Source organism: Bradyrhizobium sp. CCBAU 53338, assembly GCF_015291665.1.
In the GTDB taxonomy this organism is placed as follows: domain Bacteria; phylum Pseudomonadota; class Alphaproteobacteria; order Rhizobiales; family Xanthobacteraceae; genus Bradyrhizobium.
Map to the genome: position 1 here is coordinate 1,640,329 of NZ_CP030048.1, position 16,110 is coordinate 1,656,438.

The 16,110-nt window shown below is 63.7% G+C and carries 12 protein-coding genes; 6 read left to right on the forward strand and 6 right to left on the reverse strand.

Annotation, left to right across the window (positions count from 1 at the left end; translation table 11 throughout):
* Positions 1–109: 109 nt before the first annotated feature.
* A complete protein-coding gene (locus XH90_RS07880; protein WP_148754203.1) occupies positions 110–265 on the forward strand; it encodes a Flp family type IVb pilin in 156 nt (51 codons plus the stop codon).
* Positions 266–555: 290 nt separating this feature from the next.
* Here XH90_RS07880 and XH90_RS07885 read toward each other — a convergent pair whose 3' ends face one another.
* Positions 556–2,166, reverse strand: a complete 1,611-nt coding sequence (locus tag XH90_RS07885) for an NAD(P)/FAD-dependent oxidoreductase (protein WP_194480143.1) — start codon at positions 2,164–2,166, stop codon at positions 556–558.
* Positions 2,167–2,408: 242 nt separating this feature from the next.
* On the opposite strand from XH90_RS07885, the gene XH90_RS07890 reads away from it, so the two are divergent.
* A complete protein-coding gene (locus XH90_RS07890; RefSeq protein WP_194480146.1) occupies positions 2,409–4,691 on the forward strand; it encodes a fused MFS/spermidine synthase in 2,283 nt (760 codons plus the stop codon).
* 9 nt (positions 4,692–4,700) lie between these two features.
* Here XH90_RS07890 and XH90_RS07895 read toward each other — a convergent pair whose 3' ends face one another.
* Positions 4,701–5,684, reverse strand: coding sequence for a glycerophosphodiester phosphodiesterase (locus XH90_RS07895; RefSeq protein WP_194480148.1), 984 nt, complete (start codon positions 5,682–5,684; stop codon positions 4,701–4,703).
* A 249-nt stretch (positions 5,685–5,933) separates the two neighbouring features.
* On the opposite strand from XH90_RS07895, the gene XH90_RS39600 reads away from it, so the two are divergent.
* Positions 5,934–6,056 (forward strand): hypothetical protein, encoded by a 123-nt coding sequence (locus tag XH90_RS39600; RefSeq protein WP_256442509.1) that lies wholly within the window; start codon positions 5,934–5,936, stop codon positions 6,054–6,056.
* A gap of 1 nt (position 6,057) precedes the next feature.
* Here XH90_RS39600 and XH90_RS07900 read toward each other — a convergent pair whose 3' ends face one another.
* Complete coding sequence (locus XH90_RS07900; RefSeq protein ID WP_194480150.1) at positions 6,058–6,843, reverse strand: L,D-transpeptidase; 786 nt, start codon at positions 6,841–6,843, stop codon at positions 6,058–6,060.
* 314 nt (positions 6,844–7,157) lie between these two features.
* Between XH90_RS07900 and XH90_RS38820 the strand changes: the two genes are divergently transcribed.
* A complete protein-coding gene (locus tag XH90_RS38820) occupies positions 7,158–7,481 on the forward strand; it encodes a hypothetical protein (protein ID WP_246755714.1) in 324 nt (107 codons plus the stop codon).
* Between the two features lie 9 nt (positions 7,482–7,490).
* Here XH90_RS38820 and XH90_RS07910 read toward each other — a convergent pair whose 3' ends face one another.
* Positions 7,491–8,252, reverse strand: a complete 762-nt coding sequence (locus tag XH90_RS07910) for an ABC transporter permease (RefSeq protein ID WP_194480154.1) — start codon at positions 8,250–8,252, stop codon at positions 7,491–7,493.
* Positions 8,249–9,172 carry an ABC transporter ATP-binding protein gene (locus XH90_RS07915; protein WP_194480156.1) on the reverse strand — a complete coding sequence of 308 codons (924 nt, stop codon included), beginning with the start codon at positions 9,170–9,172 and terminating at the stop codon, positions 8,249–8,251. The genes XH90_RS07910 and XH90_RS07915 overlap by 4 nt, the downstream gene beginning before the upstream one ends.
* Before the next feature lie 282 nt (positions 9,173–9,454).
* Between XH90_RS07915 and XH90_RS07920 the strand changes: the two genes are divergently transcribed.
* Positions 9,455–10,174: a hypothetical protein gene (locus tag XH90_RS07920; RefSeq protein WP_194480158.1), complete on the forward strand. Its 720-nt coding sequence runs from the start codon at positions 9,455–9,457 to the stop codon at positions 10,172–10,174.
* A gap of 119 nt (positions 10,175–10,293) precedes the next feature.
* Positions 10,294–11,241, forward strand: coding sequence for a LysM domain-containing protein (locus XH90_RS07925; protein WP_194482616.1), 948 nt, complete (start codon positions 10,294–10,296; stop codon positions 11,239–11,241).
* 44 nt (positions 11,242–11,285) lie between these two features.
* Here XH90_RS07925 and XH90_RS07930 read toward each other — a convergent pair whose 3' ends face one another.
* Positions 11,286–16,049, reverse strand: coding sequence for a VCBS domain-containing protein (locus XH90_RS07930; RefSeq protein ID WP_194480160.1), 4,764 nt, complete (start codon positions 16,047–16,049; stop codon positions 11,286–11,288).
* Between the last annotated feature and the right edge of the window lie 61 nt (positions 16,050–16,110).

The window sequence follows — 16,110 nt, forward strand, 5'->3', positions numbered from 1 at the left end:
CGGATAACTTGCGGTTCCCAAGTTAACTGGACCGTAGGTTGCGCTCCGTAGATTCTCGGATGTTGGAACCAAACAACACACCCTGGAATGGAGGCGAGTCTTGAAGCGCATGGTTTCGAAATTCTGGTCGGACGAGTCCGGCGCAACCGCGATCGAATACGGCCTGATCGCGGCCGGGATCGCGCTGGCGATCATCACCGTGGTGAACAGCCTGGGCACCACGATGAACGACAAGTTCGGTTCGATTAGCAGCTCCTTGAAGTAATTTCTGCCTCCCATTTCCCAGCGGGGGCCACTTTCTTCATAGACGGCTTTTTCGACGATCGCCCGCTGGGGGAATTGCCCCCTTGGCGGGCGAAGTCGTATGGGGAGGTCTCTCCACAGGAACTCAACATGATGTCCGCCCATCGCCGGCCGCTCATCCACCGGCATATGCACGGCCTTTCCCGCCCTTTCTCCACAGCCTGATCCGGACTTGTACCCAACGGTCGCTCCAGGTTTCCACGGCTTCACCACAGCTTTGCCAACAGACCTTTCCACGGTTCGTCCACAGGCCTATCCACGGCTTGTGAACAGGCTGCGGTGATCTCTCAAAATCACCTGCGCGGCGTTGTGGCCCGGGGCGCCGGTGACGCCTCCGCCGGGATGGGCGCCGGAGCCGCAATGGTAGAGGCCTTTCAGCGGCCCACGGTAATCGGCATGGCCCAGCATCGGCCTGGCGGAGAAAAGCTGGTTCAGCGTCAGTGCGCCGTGGAAGATGTCGCCGCCCAACAGGCCGAACTGCCGCTCGAGATCGAGCGGCGAGAGGATCTGGCGGCCGCGCACGCTGGCCGCGAAGCCCGGCGCGTAGCTATCGACAGTCGCGATCATGAGATCGGCGACCTCGTCGCGATGGTCGTCCCAGGACCTGCCATCGGGAAGCTCCGGCGCGACGTGCTGGCAGAACAAGCTTGCGACGTGCTGCCCCGCAGGCGCGAGCGTGTCGTCGAGCGTGGAGGGGATCAGCATCTCGACGATCGGCATTTGGCTCCAGCCCTGCGCTCGCGCGTCGAGATACGCGCGGTCCATATAGCCCAGGCTCGGCGCCAGGATGATGCCGGAGGTGAGATGATCGCCTTGGCCCGGCAACGCCGTGAAGGAGGGCAGGCGGTCCAGCGCCACGTTCATGCGGAAGGTGCCGGAGCCGTTCTTCCAGTGGCGGATGCGTGCGAGAAAATCCTGCGGCAGAGCATCGGCCGCGACCAGCCGCGTGTAGAGCAGTTTGGGATTGACGTTGGCGGCGACGTACTTCGCCCGAACGGAAGTGCCGTTCTCCAGCACCACGCCGACGGCGCGGTCGCGCTCGACGATTACTTCGCCCACGCCGGCATCGGTATCGATGGTGACTCCGCGAGCCCGCGCGGCGCGCGCCATCGCCTGTGTGATAGCACCCATGCCGCCGATGGCGTGGCCCCAGACGCCCTTCTTGCCGTTCACCTCGCCGAAGGCGTGATGGAGCATCACATAGGCCGAGCCGGCGGCGTAGGGGCTCGCATAATTGCCGACGATGGCGTCGAAGCCGAATAGCGCCTTGACCAGATCGTGCTCGAACCGCTCGTCCAGCATCTCGCCGGCCGAGCGGGTGAAGAGATCGAGCAGGCTGCGGCTCTGCTCCAGCGAAAGCCCGCGCAGGATGTTGGCCGTCGAGAGTGCGTTCGCGGCCTCGCGGATCGCGCTAAGGCCAATACTGCCGAGCAGGTTCGGCGGCGCGCGCAGCACGAACTGCCGCAGCACGTCGGCGATGTCCTCGAGCTCGCGCGAAAACCCGTCGAGGGCATCGGCATCGCGCGCGCTGAGCCGTGCGACCGACGCCTTGGTCCGGCCCTCGCCGGTGAGGAGATAGTTGCCGTCGGGCGCGGGCAGAAAATTCTGCGCACGCCGCTCGACCACGCGCAGGCCGTGTTCGGCAAGGCCGAGGTCTCGGATGACCCGCGGATTGAGCAAGCTCACGGTGTAGGCCGCGACCGAATTGCGAAAGCCCGGGTGAAACTCCTCCGTGACCGCGGCCCCGCCGACCACGTTGCGGCGCTCCACCACATGCACGCGCAAGCCCGCCATCGCGAGATAGGCCGCGCAGGTGAGGCCGTTATGGCCAGCGCCGATGATGACGACGTCGGTTTCGGTCATGAGGGATTCGCGTTGTTTCTGCCTGCCGTCATTCCGGGGCGCGCAGAGCGCAGACCCGGAATCTCGAGATTCTCCGGTGCGCAAATGGCGCACCGTAGGTCGATGCTGACGCATCGCCCCGGAATGACGTTCTATATCAAGCATTCCTCGCTGCAACATCACGAGACCATTTATTGCTCGTTCAGGCGCGGTGTGCTCCATTGCGCGCGCCCGGCGCCCACCGGGGGAAAGCCGGAGCTTCCATGGATTCGATCGTGCAACCCGCCGCCACGGAGCAGCCGTCCTCCTCGCGCAACCGGCTGCTGCTGACGGTCTACACCGCCGCGATCTTCGTCAGTGCGCTCTTGCTGTTCTCGGTGCAGCCGCTGTTCACGAAAATGGTGCTGCCGCGGCTCGGCGGCTCACCGGCGGTGTGGTCGGTGGCGATGGTGTTCTTCCAGTCGCTGCTTCTCGCGGGCTACGCTTATGCGCACCTGCTCATGCAGATCAGAAATCGCGTGATTCCGGTCGCGGTGCATCTGGCGCTGCTGATCGCAGCCTTCGTCACTTTGCCGCTGGGCATCGCCAGCGCCTATGGCGAGCCGCCAGCGTCCGGTTACGCATTCTGGCTCCTCGGCCTGTTCGTGATGTCGATTGGGCTGCCGTTCTTCGCGCTCGCTGCCAACAATCCGCTTCTGCAAGCCTGGTTCGTCCGCACCGGCCACCCCGACGGCCACGATCCGTACTTCCTCTATGCCTCCTCCAACATCGGCAGCTTCCTCGCGTTGCTGTCCTATCCGTTCCTGCTGGAGCCGATGTTCACGCTGCACACGCAGAATCGGCTCTGGACCGGCGGTTATGGCCTCCTGATCCTGCTGATTGCGGCCTGCGGCGTTTTGCTGCTGCGCGCGCCGAAACTGGCTTTGGTCGATGCGCGAACCGAAGAGGCAACTGCGCCGGCACCCACTTTGACGACGCGGCTGCGCTGGATCTTCCTCGCCGCAGTGCCGTCGGGCCTGCTCATCGCGGTCACCGCGCATATCTCGACCGACGTCGCAGCGGCACCGTTGCTGTGGGTGCTGCCCCTGTCGTTGTACCTGTTGACCTGGGTGGTGGTGTTCCAGTCACGGCCGCTCTTGCCGCATAAATGGATGCTGATGCTCCAGCCGGTGGCGATCGCAGGCGTCGTCGTCCTGCTGGCCTTCGGCGGCGAGCAGAACCTGCTGCTCACGCTCGGCGGTCATCAATTGTGCTTCTTCGTCATCGCCATGGCCTGCCATGGCGAGCTGGCGCGAACCCGCCCTGCAGCCAAATATCTCACCGGCTTCTATGTCGCGTTGTCGTTCGGCGGCATGGTCGGCGGCCTTTTTGCCGGTCTCGTCGCGCCCTTCACCTTCTCGTGGATCGCCGAATACCCGATCCTGGTCGCACTCGCGGCGTTGTGCCGGCCGTCGGCGAACGAGCGTTTTGCGGGCATCGTGAGATGGTACTGGCTGGCGCTGGCCGTGCTCGCGGCGGGGCTGGTTGCGCCGTCCACCATGACGGGCAATCTCTCGACCTGGTTCGAGGATCAGCGCGTCTGGGTCGCCGGTGCCGTCGGCGTGCTGGCCGCGCTGCTGGCGCTGGCACTCAATGCCGACCGCTGGAAGATCTTTGCCACCGTCGCGCTGGCGCTGGCCGTGACGCGGATCTATCCGGCCGACGAAGGCCGCGTTACCACCGTCCGCAGCTTCTTCGGCGTGCACAAGATCGTGGAGACGCCGGGCGGCTATTTTCACGTGCTGATGCATGGCACCACCATTCACGGTGCCGAGCGCTTCCGCAACAATGACGGCACGCCGGTCACCGGCCGGCCCGAGCCGATCACCTATTACCACAAGGACGGCGGTATCGGTCAGGCCATCACGGCGATCCGCGAACGCAAGGGGGCGCCGTTGAGGGTTGCGGCGATCGGCGTCGGATCGGGCACGCTGGCCTGCGCCGCCGAGCCCGGCGAGGACTGGAAGTTCTTCGAGATCGACCAGTCCATGGTCGATGCCGCGCGTGATCCGAAGAATTTCCGCTACATCTCGAGCTGCCAGCCGGGCCTGAAGCCGGTGATTGGCGACGCGCGCGTCACCTTCGCCAGGGAGCCCGACGGCATCTACGACCTCATCATTGTCGACGCCTATTCGTCGGATGCGATCCCGATTCATCTGGCGACCGAAGAGGCGATGAAGATCTACAAGGACAAGCTGGCTCCGCACGGCGCCGTCGTGATGCACGTTTCCAACCGGCATCTCGATCTCGAGCCTGTCGTGGTCGGCGTTGCCGATGCCAACGATTTGAGAAGCTGGGTCTTTGATGAGGATTCGGGCCGCGACGCCGACTACATTTTCTCGACCGACGTCGTCATCTCAGCGCGCGAGGAGGCCGACGTCGGCAAGCTCGCCTCGTCCGACCAGTGGGAGGAGACCGATCCCGACGAGGAGGTGCGGGTCTGGACCGACGACTACTCCAACATTCTCGGCGCACTTTATCGGCGTCTGCGGTTCGGGGAGCAATAGCTCCGGCGCCTACGGCTGGACCGGCGTCCCAGCCGGCAGCGCTATTCCCTTCTCGCCGGCGACTTGCCGCAGCAGGTCCGGCCTGTCAGAGATGATGCCGTCGACGCCGAACTCGATCATGCGCGCCATGTCGTCGGGCTTGTTGACGGTCCAGACCACGACACGCAACCCCTGCGTATGGGCTTCAGCGACAAGAGCCGCTGTGATGTCGCCGAAATAGGGCGACCACACCGCGCCGCCCGCGGCCTTGATCGTGCGCGGCAGCGAGCCGCCGTGATCGGCGGGGTTGAAGTCCGCCGTCCAACTGGTGGCCCTGTCGAGAGCGTTGGTCGGCATCGAGCCGCGTTGGATCGTCAGGTACACGGTCGGAATGCTCGGGGCGCGCTGCTGGACGAGGAGTAGCGTCCGCCAATCGAACGACTGGATCATGACGCGGTCGGAGAATTTTTCGCCCTCGATCACTGCGAGCAGCTTTTCGACGAAGGCCTGTGGCTGAAGCGATTCATCCGGATGATTCGGATCGATCTTGGTCTCGATATTGAAGCGCACGCGGTCGTTGCCGGATTTGCGCACCAGTGCAAACAGTTCCTTCAGCGTGGGAATGCGGGTCCCCGGCACGGCGCGCTGGTCGGGAAACTGCTTGGCATAGGCGCTGTCCGGCCGGATCTGGCCAACGTCATAGGCTCTGACGTCGGCGAATCCGAGCTTCACGAAGGGCGTGCCGGGGGCGGCGACGTAGGCGCCGTGCGCGTCCCGTGCGAGGTCGGGATTGAGCCCGCGTTCATGTGACACGACGACCTCGCCATCCGCGGTGATGCCGACATCGAGCTCCAGCGTGTCCACGCCCATCGTGAGCGCATTGGCAAACGCCGGCAGGGTGTTTTCCGGCAGCAGCGCCCGCCCGCCGCGATGCGCCTCGAGATCGAAAGCCATGGCGTTTCCCGAAATGAGAAGTGACAGCACGGTCAAAATTCTCGCAGTACGTGATGTCATCGCAGCTCCGATGGCAAGTGCTTGAGCGTGGCCGAGCGCGCAGGGCCTGCTTTATGGGCTTTTGCGCCTGTTGAAACCTGGGGCTTCGGCTCGGGTTGCGCCCGCTCTGTCGTTATGCACTCATGGAAGTCGCCTTGCCCTCCCGTGCAACAGAAACGTTCGGTGCGCAGCCCTTCGTCACCCGTGACGACAACAGCCGCAATCCCGGCGTGATGGCCTGTCTACCGCCTGTCCGATCCGCAGACGCATTTGCGCATCGGTGTGCAGGTGGCGCTGTCGCTGGCCTTCCACGCCTGGGGCAACCCGCCGTTCAGAATGCTTCTGCTGGCCTCGCGGACAATCGTCGAATGCGGCGACGCCGCGTTCAAATAGCTCAGTTCTGATAATAATAGCCGCGCGGCTGGTAATACTGCCGGGGCTGCGGCTGATAGTAATAGCCCTGCTGGCTATAGGCGGGGTCGTAGGTCTGCTGCGGTTGCGGCAGTTGCTGGTAGACCTGGGTGCCGTAGGGGCGGGCGATCGGCCGCGGCGCCGGGTAGCGCGCGCCGGTGTCACTGCCGTCGGCGGGATAGATGTAGTTGTCGTCCTGCGGCACGTAGTTGCGGGCAGGCTGCATCGGCGGCGCCAGATTCACGGGACCGCCTGAGGTGGCGTATTGCTGCTCGGCCGGCTGCTGGGCGCGGGCGATTGCGTTGTTCGTACGGCCGCGCGGATTGCGCGCAAGCGCGACCTGTGCCGAGCCTGTGAGCGTCACCGTGGTGTTGAGCACACCCTGCTCCTGCACCAGCGCGTAGAGCGTCGAGGCGTTTTGACGCGACAGGCGTACGCAGCCGTGCGAGGCCGGCGTGCCCAATCGTCCGACCGAGTCGGTGCCGTGGATGGCGTGCCCGACCTTGGTGAAGAAGATCGAGTGCGGCATCGGCGCGTCGTCGAATTCCTTGGAGAAGTGATCCTCTTCCATGCGGAAGGCGCGGAAGGAGCCGTTCGGCGTCTCGCGCGAGGGAATGCCTGTCGACACCGGCCAGTGATAGCGCGTCACGCCGTCGACCACGACGGTCATCTGCTGATTGTCCTTGTCGACCGTAATGTCGACCTTGGCCTGCGCGGTGCCCGCGCTCAAAAGCATGAGCGAGATGAAAGCGATAAAAAATGAACGCATCTGACGTCTGGCCTCCGGCCTGTTCACGCTAGGCGCCGCGGCTCTCCGTCCCCCGGCATGCACTATGCCCGCAATCCGGCTTTCGTTCCAGCGGCCTGCCAAGCTAACCTTCCTGCCATCGTTAACGTGATGCGGGGCGCAAGCAAGGCCACTTTGTGCCGTGCTGCCTTTGCTGGTGCTGACATTTTCGCGATTGGACGCGCGTTCACAACGCCGACAATTCGTCACAAAGGTGCAACCATTTGGCCGCCTCGCGCGTTGAATATCCGCCTACCATTGGCGGCCGTAGCCGCCGCTTACCCCTGGGACCGAAGATGAACAAAGCCCGTCTTGCCGCCGCGCAGTTGCCGGCTGGCCTGCCCACCCGCATGCTGTTTGCAGCCGCCGCCGTTCTGCTTGCTCTGGCTTGCTTGCCGCAACCTGGTCATGGCCAGGGGATTGTACGCGGCGCCCGGGAAGGCGCGTACGAAGGCAATCGCATTGCTGGTCCCGTGGGCGGCGCCGTTGGTGGTGTCGTTGGCGCCGGTGTCGGTGGCGCTGTTGGCGCCGTCGACGGTATTTTGGGAATCCCCTATCATGGCCATCGCCGCTGCCGCGGTTATTACGACGGCTATCACCATTTCCGCTGCTATCGGTAATGGTTGGGCTCAGTTCTTCAGCCGATAGCCCGTCCGGAAGATCCACCAGATCACGGCGAGACAAATCGCAAGGAACGCGACCGTCATGCCGATGCTGACGGACACGCTGACGTCCGCGATCTCGTAGAAGCTCCAGCGGAATCCCGAGATCAGGTAGACGACGGGATTGAGCAGCGCGAGCGTGCGCCAGGTCGGCGGCAGCATCTCGATGGAATAGAAGCTGCCGCCGAGGAAGGTCAGCGGCGTCACCACCAGCATCGGGATCATCTGCAGCTTCTCGAAGCCGTCGGCCCAGATGCCGATGATGAAGCCGAACAGGCTGAACGTCACGGCCGTCAGCACCAGGAAGGCCAGCATCCAGACCGGATGATGAATGTGCAATGGCACGAAGAGGCCGGCGGTCGCCAGGATGATCAGGCCCAGAATGATCGACTTGGTCGCGGCGGCGCCGACATAGCCGAGCACGATCTCGAGGTACGAGATCGGCGCCGACAGGATCTCGTAGATCGTGCCGGTGAATTTCGGAAAGTAGATGCCGAACGAGGCATTGGCGATGCTCTGCGTCAGCACCGAGAGCATGATCAGGCCGGGCACGATGAAGGTGCCATAGCTGACGCCCTCGACCTGGCTGATGCGCGAGCCGATCGCAGCGCCGAACACCACGAAATAGAGCGAGGTCGAAACGACAGGCGAGACGATGCTCTGCAGCAGCGTGCGCCAGGTGCGCGCCATTTCGAACAGATAGATGGCGCGGATGGCGCGGTGGTTCATGACGTCCTCACGAGGTCGACGAAGATGTCCTCGAGCGACGATTGGGTCGTGTCGAGATCGTTGAAGCGGATGCCGGCGGTGCGCAGGTCGCTGAGCAGGCTGGTGATGCCGGTGCGCTCGCCCTTGGTGTCGTAGTCGTAGACCAGCGTCGCGCCGCCGTCGCAGAGGTCGAGCTCGTAGTGCGCGAGGCTCTCCGGCAGCGCAGTGACCTTGCCCTGCAAATGCAGCGTCAGCCGCTTCTTGCCGAGCTTCTGCATCAGGGTCGCCTTGTCCTCGACCAGCACGATCTCGCCCTTGTTGATGACGCCGATGCGGTCGGCCATCTCCTCGGCTTCCTCGATGTAGTGCGTGGTGAGGATGATGGTGACGCCGGATTGCTGCAGGCCGCGCACCACCTCCCACATGCCCTTGCGCAGCTCGACGTCGACGCCGGCGGTCGGCTCGTCCAGGAACAGGATCTGCGGCTCGTGCGAGAGCGCTTTGGCGATCATCACGCGGCGTTTCATGCCGCCGGACAGCGTGATGATCTTGTTGTCCTTCTTGTCCCAGAGCGAGAGGTCCCTCAGCACCTTCTCGATGTGAGCTGGATTCTTCGGCTTGCCGAACAGGCCTCGGGAGAAGCTCACCGTCGCCCACACGCTCTCGAAGGCGTCGGTGTGCAATTCCTGCGGCACGAGGCCGATCAGCGAACGGGCCTTGCGGTAGGAGGTCTGGATGTCCTCGCCGCCGACCAGGACCTTGCCCTCGCTTGGATTGGCGATGCCGCAGATGATCGAGATCAGCGTGGTCTTGCCGGCGCCGTTGGGGCCGAGCAGGGCGAAGATCTCGCCGCGCTTGATGTCGAGATTGACGTTCTTGAGCGCCTTGAAGCCGGACCCATAGGTCTTCGACAGGTTGGCGACGGAAATGATGGAAGACATGGGAGCCGGGTGGGTGGGGGAGGGATTCGCCGGAACCCGCACCTTTTTTGGGCGGAAGACCAGCGGAGCCCTGAAATAGGAATGGCCTTGCCCGGCCGCAATTGGCGAGAGAAAAATGGTCTCAAAACAGGCTGTTCGGTGGCGGGTTTCGGGCAGGTGTTGCGCGTTGGTCACGGATTGCGGCTAAGATCGCCATTCACGCGGCTCTTTGTTGCGTCTGCGAGCAGGCCAAGGCTACGATTCCTGCCAATCGCGAAGCGTATGTCCCCAGGGAAAAGATCGATGAGACTGAACGGCCGTCACACCGCCGGCGCAAGCCAGTTGTCCGCCATCCGCGTATGGGCGATCTGCCTGCTCCTGCTGTCAGCTGTTGCCATGAGCCCGACCACCGCCAAGGCGGCGCCGACCCAGGCCGCTGCGACGACACATGTCTATCTGCTTCGCGGCGTGCTCAACATCTTCTCGCTTGGGCTGGACACGATCGGTGCCCGCCTCGAGGCGCAGGGCATCCCGGTGACCGTCGCGAACTTCATATCCTGGTCCTCGCTCGCCGATGAGGCCGCGACCGCCTACAAGGCCGGCCGCATCAAGACCATCGTCCTGGTCGGCCATTCCTCCGGCGCAACCGCGCTGCCCGACATGATCGCCAAGCTCAACCGTCTCGGCGTTCCCGTGAAGCTCGCGATTGGCCTGGACTCCGTGTTCAAGACCAAGCTGTCGACCGGCGCCGAGCGCTACATCAACATCTATATCGGTGACGGTCCTGGCGAACCGGTCCGCGCCGCCAACGGTTTCCACGGCAAGCTCGACAATGTCGACGTGCGCGGCAGCGGCGTCGGCCACATCACCATCGACAAGAACGAGGCGATCCAGCGCCGCGTCATCGCCGAGATCGATGCCGCGATCACCCGATCGCGCGGCGGCCCGGCCGGACCGGTTGCCGAGCCTCACGCTCCACGGGCTGCGCGCTCGGCCGCGGCAGCGGCGCCGGCGAGGAACTAGTCTGGCAGCACTGGCCTGCGGAGCCGGGGCAGGTTCCTTGCCCCAAATTCCGCCAATTCGGTGGTCACTAAGCGCCGCGATGGAGGCCTTTGCCTGCCGTGGTGGGACTGCGCGACTTGATGATCAATCCAGGGCGACTTGTGGTGTTGGCGGCTTGTGCGCTGCTCGCCTTGAATTCCGGCGTGGCCGCAGCTTCGCCCGCCAAGCCGAAGCCGGCTGCGATCCCCGCTGTCGCGCCATCGCCTCCCGCTCCGCCAGCCGAGCCGCTGCCGCCGCCGAAGATCTATCTGTTCCGCGGTGCCATGGGGCCGATCTTCTCGACCGGCATAGACCGGCTCAGCGAGAAGCTGACGAAGGCCGGATTCTCGGCCGACGTCTACGAATTCACCTTGTGCCGCCTGATCGGCAACCGCGCCATCGCCAGCTACAAGGAGAGCCCGGCGCCGATCGTGCTGATCGGGCATTCCATGGGCGGGCTGTGCTCGGTCCTCATCGCCGAGATGGCGGCCAAGGAGAATGTCCCGATCAGCCTCGTGATCACCATCGATCCTGCGCATGCGACGGACGACGTGCCGCTCAATGTCGAGCGCTTCATCAATATCTTCCTGTCCGACAGCGTGCTTGGTGGTGGCGACGTGGTCGCGGTGCCCGGCTTTCGCGGCCATTACGCGAGCTACGATCTGAAGCTTAACAAGCGCGTCTCGCACATCAACATCGAGAAATCAGACGACATCCACCGTCAGATCGTCGAGATGGTGACGCAGTTGCCGCGCATCCAGGCGGCGCAGACCGAGGCCGATGCCGTGCCGCTGCGCTATCAGGTTCCCGCGGACACGCTGGTCGAATTGTGGGACAGCGGCGTGCGCATTCCGGTTCGTGCCGGCGACACGATGGAGAGCATCGCTGCGGCCCATCGCGTGCCGGCCTGGGCAATCGTGCAGAGCAACTCGCTTGAAGAGAACGCGCAACTCACCCCGGGTCAGAGCATCATCGTCCCGCGCCACCTGACGCCGCCGGAGCCTGCGGCCGCGATGGTGGCGCCGCCGCCGCCCGCTCGGCGGAAGTAAGGTCGCGACACATGCCCGGCATGCGCATGTTCAGCAGATCGAGGTCACACCAGGAGATCATGCTGCACATGACCATGCGGGACATCAGACGGGGCTAAGCCGGGCGGGACGTGTGTGCCGTGGTTCAAGTGCGGACTATCGGCGGCTGTCGCGATGTCGTCGTGACCGTGGCTATGTGTCGCGCCTTCATGATGATCTGGCGGCACTGGGTTGTCGTCCAGGAACATCACGCCCGACTTATCGATCGCCGGATTCACGAAGTTGAAGGAATCGCCCAGTCCGGGCGGATTCTCCGGCGCGTTTCCGTGGCGACCATGCGTGCCGTCCGCCGCGGAATGAAGCTGGTCGCTGGACCCATCGGACGCCTCCATCGCAGCATGACTGTGCTCGCTGGCCTGAGATGGACTAGAGTGAGGGCCGTTGTCGTTCACGTGGCCGTTCTGGGCGCCGTCATCGAGCGCGCCGTCGGTATCGGTCATACCGGCACGGCCATGAGACTCCGCGGCCTTGCCGTTGCCGAGATGAGGGTCGATGGCAGGAAGCGTCTCCGGCATGCTGAAAGTTGCGGCATGATTTGGTTCCGACATGTCGGTTGTACCAATTTCCTTCGGATGGACGCTGTCGTCGGACTCGGATGGTTCGAAGACGAACTTGAAAGGCTCCATCGATAGCGAATGGATTGCCGCTTCCGAGGGGCCTGGTGGTGTTGCCGCCTCGTCCGGGGTGGAGGAGGTGATCTCGTTGCTCCATCCGTTGTGATCCCAACCCTTTTCAAAGAAGTTGCTCACATCGATTGCGGTCGAGCTTCCGTTCAACGAAACGGAGCCGTCACTGTTCGTCGCCTTGATGGAGGCGTCGGAGGTGCTGGACGTCGTGACCACCGCGTCACTCAGCGTGGCCGCGGCTGGATCGAGGGTATCGCTCACCGCCAGGACCGGTGCCGCGGCTTGATCGACGATGAAGTCCGACGAATCGATGGTCGCGACACCCTGAAGATGAACTTCCAGCAAGCTGGAATCGCCGATCTGGAGCGTTTGATCGGTCGGGTTGACGTACACGACGGTTTCGTTGGCCGAACTGTCGTAGATCCAGGCGATGGTGTGGGGCGGCACGGACGAACTCGTCGAGTTCAGGGCCAGGATCACGAATCCGAGTGCGCCGAGCGCTGTCAAATCGATCTTGTCGGTGCCCGATATGAAATCGGTGATCGTATCGAACCGGCCGGTCCTGGAATCCGCCACCGACAGATAGACGAAGGTATCGTCGCCATTGCCGCCCGACAGCGTGTCCGCGCCGAACCCGCCGATGATGGTGTCGTTCCCGTTGCTGCCGTCGATCTTGTCTTGCCCGGAACCGCCGTAGATGACGTCGCTCCCGTTGTTGCCCTTGATCGTATCGTTGCCGGATCCACCGTAGATGGTGTCGTTCACGCCGGTTCCGTTGAGAGTGTCGTCGCCGGCGCCTCCGTAGATGATCTGGGAAATGCTGCCGCCACCGGCGACGCTATCGCCGCCAGGCGTGCCATAGACAAACGGGGGATCTGATACGACGGTTGATCCCATCGCCAGATTGTCGAAATCGTTGGGGTCTGCGTCGCTGGCGCCATGAATGGCGATCGATATCTCCTGCGTGGTGCCGTCGATCGACGTCACCGTGAAATGGTCGGTGAGCGTGTCGCCGACATTCAGCGCATCCACCACGGCGTTGTTGTTGTCGAGCGTGTACGTCCACAGCCCGGACGCGGTCATCGTGAACGTGCCGTAGCCGCCGTCGCTGATTGTCGGCGAAGTCACCGCCGCGAAGGTGTTGGCGGGATTGTCGATGTCGGTATCGGTCAGCGTGCCCGTTGCAATTGGTGTCCCCGTGGAGAAAGTGCCGGCTTCGAGCACCGAGCCTGTCGTCGTCCCGGAAATGAAAGCGGCGTCATTCCTGCCGTTGATCGTGACAGTCACCAGTTGCTGCGTGCCGTCGACTGTGGTCACGGTGAACTGATCGGTCAGCGTATCGCCGACATTGAGCGCCTGTACCGTGGCGTTGCCGTCGTCGAGCGTATAGGTCCACGTGCCGAGTGCGGTCATCGTGAAGGAGCCGAAACCGCCGGCGCTCGTCCTTGGCGCGGTGACCGGAGTGAAGGTGTTGAACGGGTTGTCGGGGTCGACGTCGGTCAACGTTCCGGTCGCGGTCGGCATGCCAGGCGTAGCATTGGCGACACCTCCGGCCTCGATCACAGAGCCTGTGGCCGTTCCGGAAATGACTGCGGCGTCGTTGCTGCCGTTGATGGTGATCGTCACGGTCTGCGCCGTTCCGTCGGCCGTGGTGACCGTGAAACTGTCGGCCAGCTTATCGCCGTTGTTGAGGGCCTGCACCGCGGTATTGGTGTTGTCGAGCGTGTAGGTCCACACGCCTGCCGCGGTGATGGTGAAGCTGCCGTAGCCATGCGCGCTTGCCGTCGGCGTTCCGACCGGCGCGAACGTGTTGGCGGGATTGTCGACGTCGGTATCGGTGAGTGTGCCGGTCGCGACCGGCGTGCCGGAGGAGATGACGCCGGCTTCGAGCACTGAACCGGTCGTTGTTCCGGAAATGATGGCAGTGTCGTTCGCGCCGTGGATCGTGATCGTCACCAGTTGCTGCGTGCCGTCGACCGTGGACACGGTGAAATGGTCGGTCAGCGTATCGCCGACATTGAGCGCCTGCACCACGGCGTTGCTGTCGTCGAGCGTGTAGGTCCACGTGCCAAGCGCGGTCATCGTGAAGGTGCCGAAGCCGCCGGCGGCCGCCTTTGGCGTGATTACCGGAACGAAGGTGTTGAACGCATTGTCAGAATCGATATCGGTCAACGTTCCGCTTGCAGTCGGTATGCCAGGCGTAGCATTGGTCACGCCTCCGGCCTCGGTCACCGAGCCGTTGACCGTTCCGGAGATGATCGCCGCGTCATTGCTGCCGTTGATGGTGATCGTCACCGTCTGCGCCGTGCCGTCGACGGTCAACACCGTGAAACTGTCGGTCAGCGTGTCGCCGTTGTTGAGCGCCTGCACCGCGGTATTGGTGTTGTCGAGCGCGTAGGTCCATACGCCGGCCGTTGTGATGGTGAAGCTGCCGTAATTTTGCGCGCTTGCCGTCGGCGTGCCGACCGGCACGAAGGTGTTGGCCGGGTTGTCGACATCTGCGGCGACAAGCGTGCCCGTTGCCACCGGTGTGCCGGGCGAAGCGCCACCCGCCTCGACGACTGAACCACTCGTGCCGCCGGAGACGACAGCCGCGTCGTTGCTGCCCTGGATCGTGATCGTCACGACCTGGGGTGTGCCGTCGATACTGGTCACGGTGAAGCGATCGATCAACGTGTCGCCGGCATTCAGGGCCTGTACTTTGCTGTTGCTATTGTCGAGCGTATAGGTCCACACGCCGCCGGCCGTCATCGTGAAAGTGCCGTAGCCGCCCGCGCTCCTCGTCGGTGAACTGATCGTCGTGAAGGTGTTGGGCGGATTGTCGACATCAACGTCCGTGAGTGTGCCGGTTGCGGTCGGCATGCCGGCCACGGCATTGGCGACTCCGCCCGCCTCCACCACGGCGCCGCTGGCGTTGCCCGAGATCAGGGCTGTGTCATTGACGCCGTCAATGTTGACGACGAAGGTTTGACTCGTCGTGAACTGGCCGTCCGAGACGGTGATGACGAAGCCCGCGGTCGTCGGCGACGACAGGGCATTGATGGCATCCGCGTTCGGAACGAATGCGTAGGCGCCGGATGCGCTGTTGAGATAGAGAGTGCCATAAGGGCTAACCTGCGAGAGGTCGTATGCCTGTCCATTCAGGACCGTGGTGCCGGCTGTCCCGCCACTGAGGCCGTAGGTGAACACGACATGGAGCGGACTGCTGGCGGTGAAAGTGCCTGATGTCGTGGCGAACGTGTCGTTGAACCTGAACGTGTCGATTTCGGTTGGGCCGCCCGGCACGTTCAGTGCGGGCAGCGGGTACTGTACCAAGGTGGCTTCGACCTGCGGCAGGGCCTGGATCAGGTTCTTCAGAACGATCGAGTGATCCGAGTTGAAGTTGATGGGTTGTAGCTGGAGCGTGTCGAGGGCAGGCGGCGTACCGGATCCCGTCGGGCCTCGCGTGAGATTGGCGAGCACGTCCTGTTGAGCTGTGTGCAACTCCTCCATGCGAGCGGCGCTATTGGCAACCTGATTCACGCTGACCGAGGAGCCGATCCTGTTGAGGACGACCGTTTCGCCTGGATCATCGACAATGATGTGCCGCGGCACCCGCTCCTTGGTGATGAGTTCGAATACGCCGTGCTGAAGGTGTTTGTAAGTGATCGTATCGTTATCGAGAGAGACCGCGTCAGGATCCGCGCCTTGCGCTTCCTCCATCATCGAGAAGGTCAGCGCCGCCATCGTCAGAATGCCGAAGCCCGTCGAATGGGAGCGGCCGCGAACGCTGCCAAGCGGCGTGTCGACCGTCAGTGTGCCGCCGTTTGCCAGCCGGCCCGCTGCGAACGCAAATCGTCCGCCGGTGACTGCGACGATCGTCGCGTGTGATGCGGAATCGGAGGCGTACTCGCGCAGTTCGACACGAGCTCCGCTGGCGACGTTGAAAACGGTGTCGTCGAGAAGCCGGATTCCGATTTGCGCATCGGCCGCCGTTTCAATTACGTCAAGGTGGCAGACAAGGTCCCCGATGCTGACCTGTATGGCCTGGCCGTTATCGCGCGTGAGGGTGACGTATCCCGACGCGCTCCGAACGATGCCGATGATCTGGAGGGCTAACGGTCTAACGGCCCCATTCTGGGGTACGCCAAAAGCAACTGACATGGCCGTGGCCTCGCGTGCCGAATAACTCGGGCTCGGCGCGGTGCCGCGGTCTTCTTGTCGG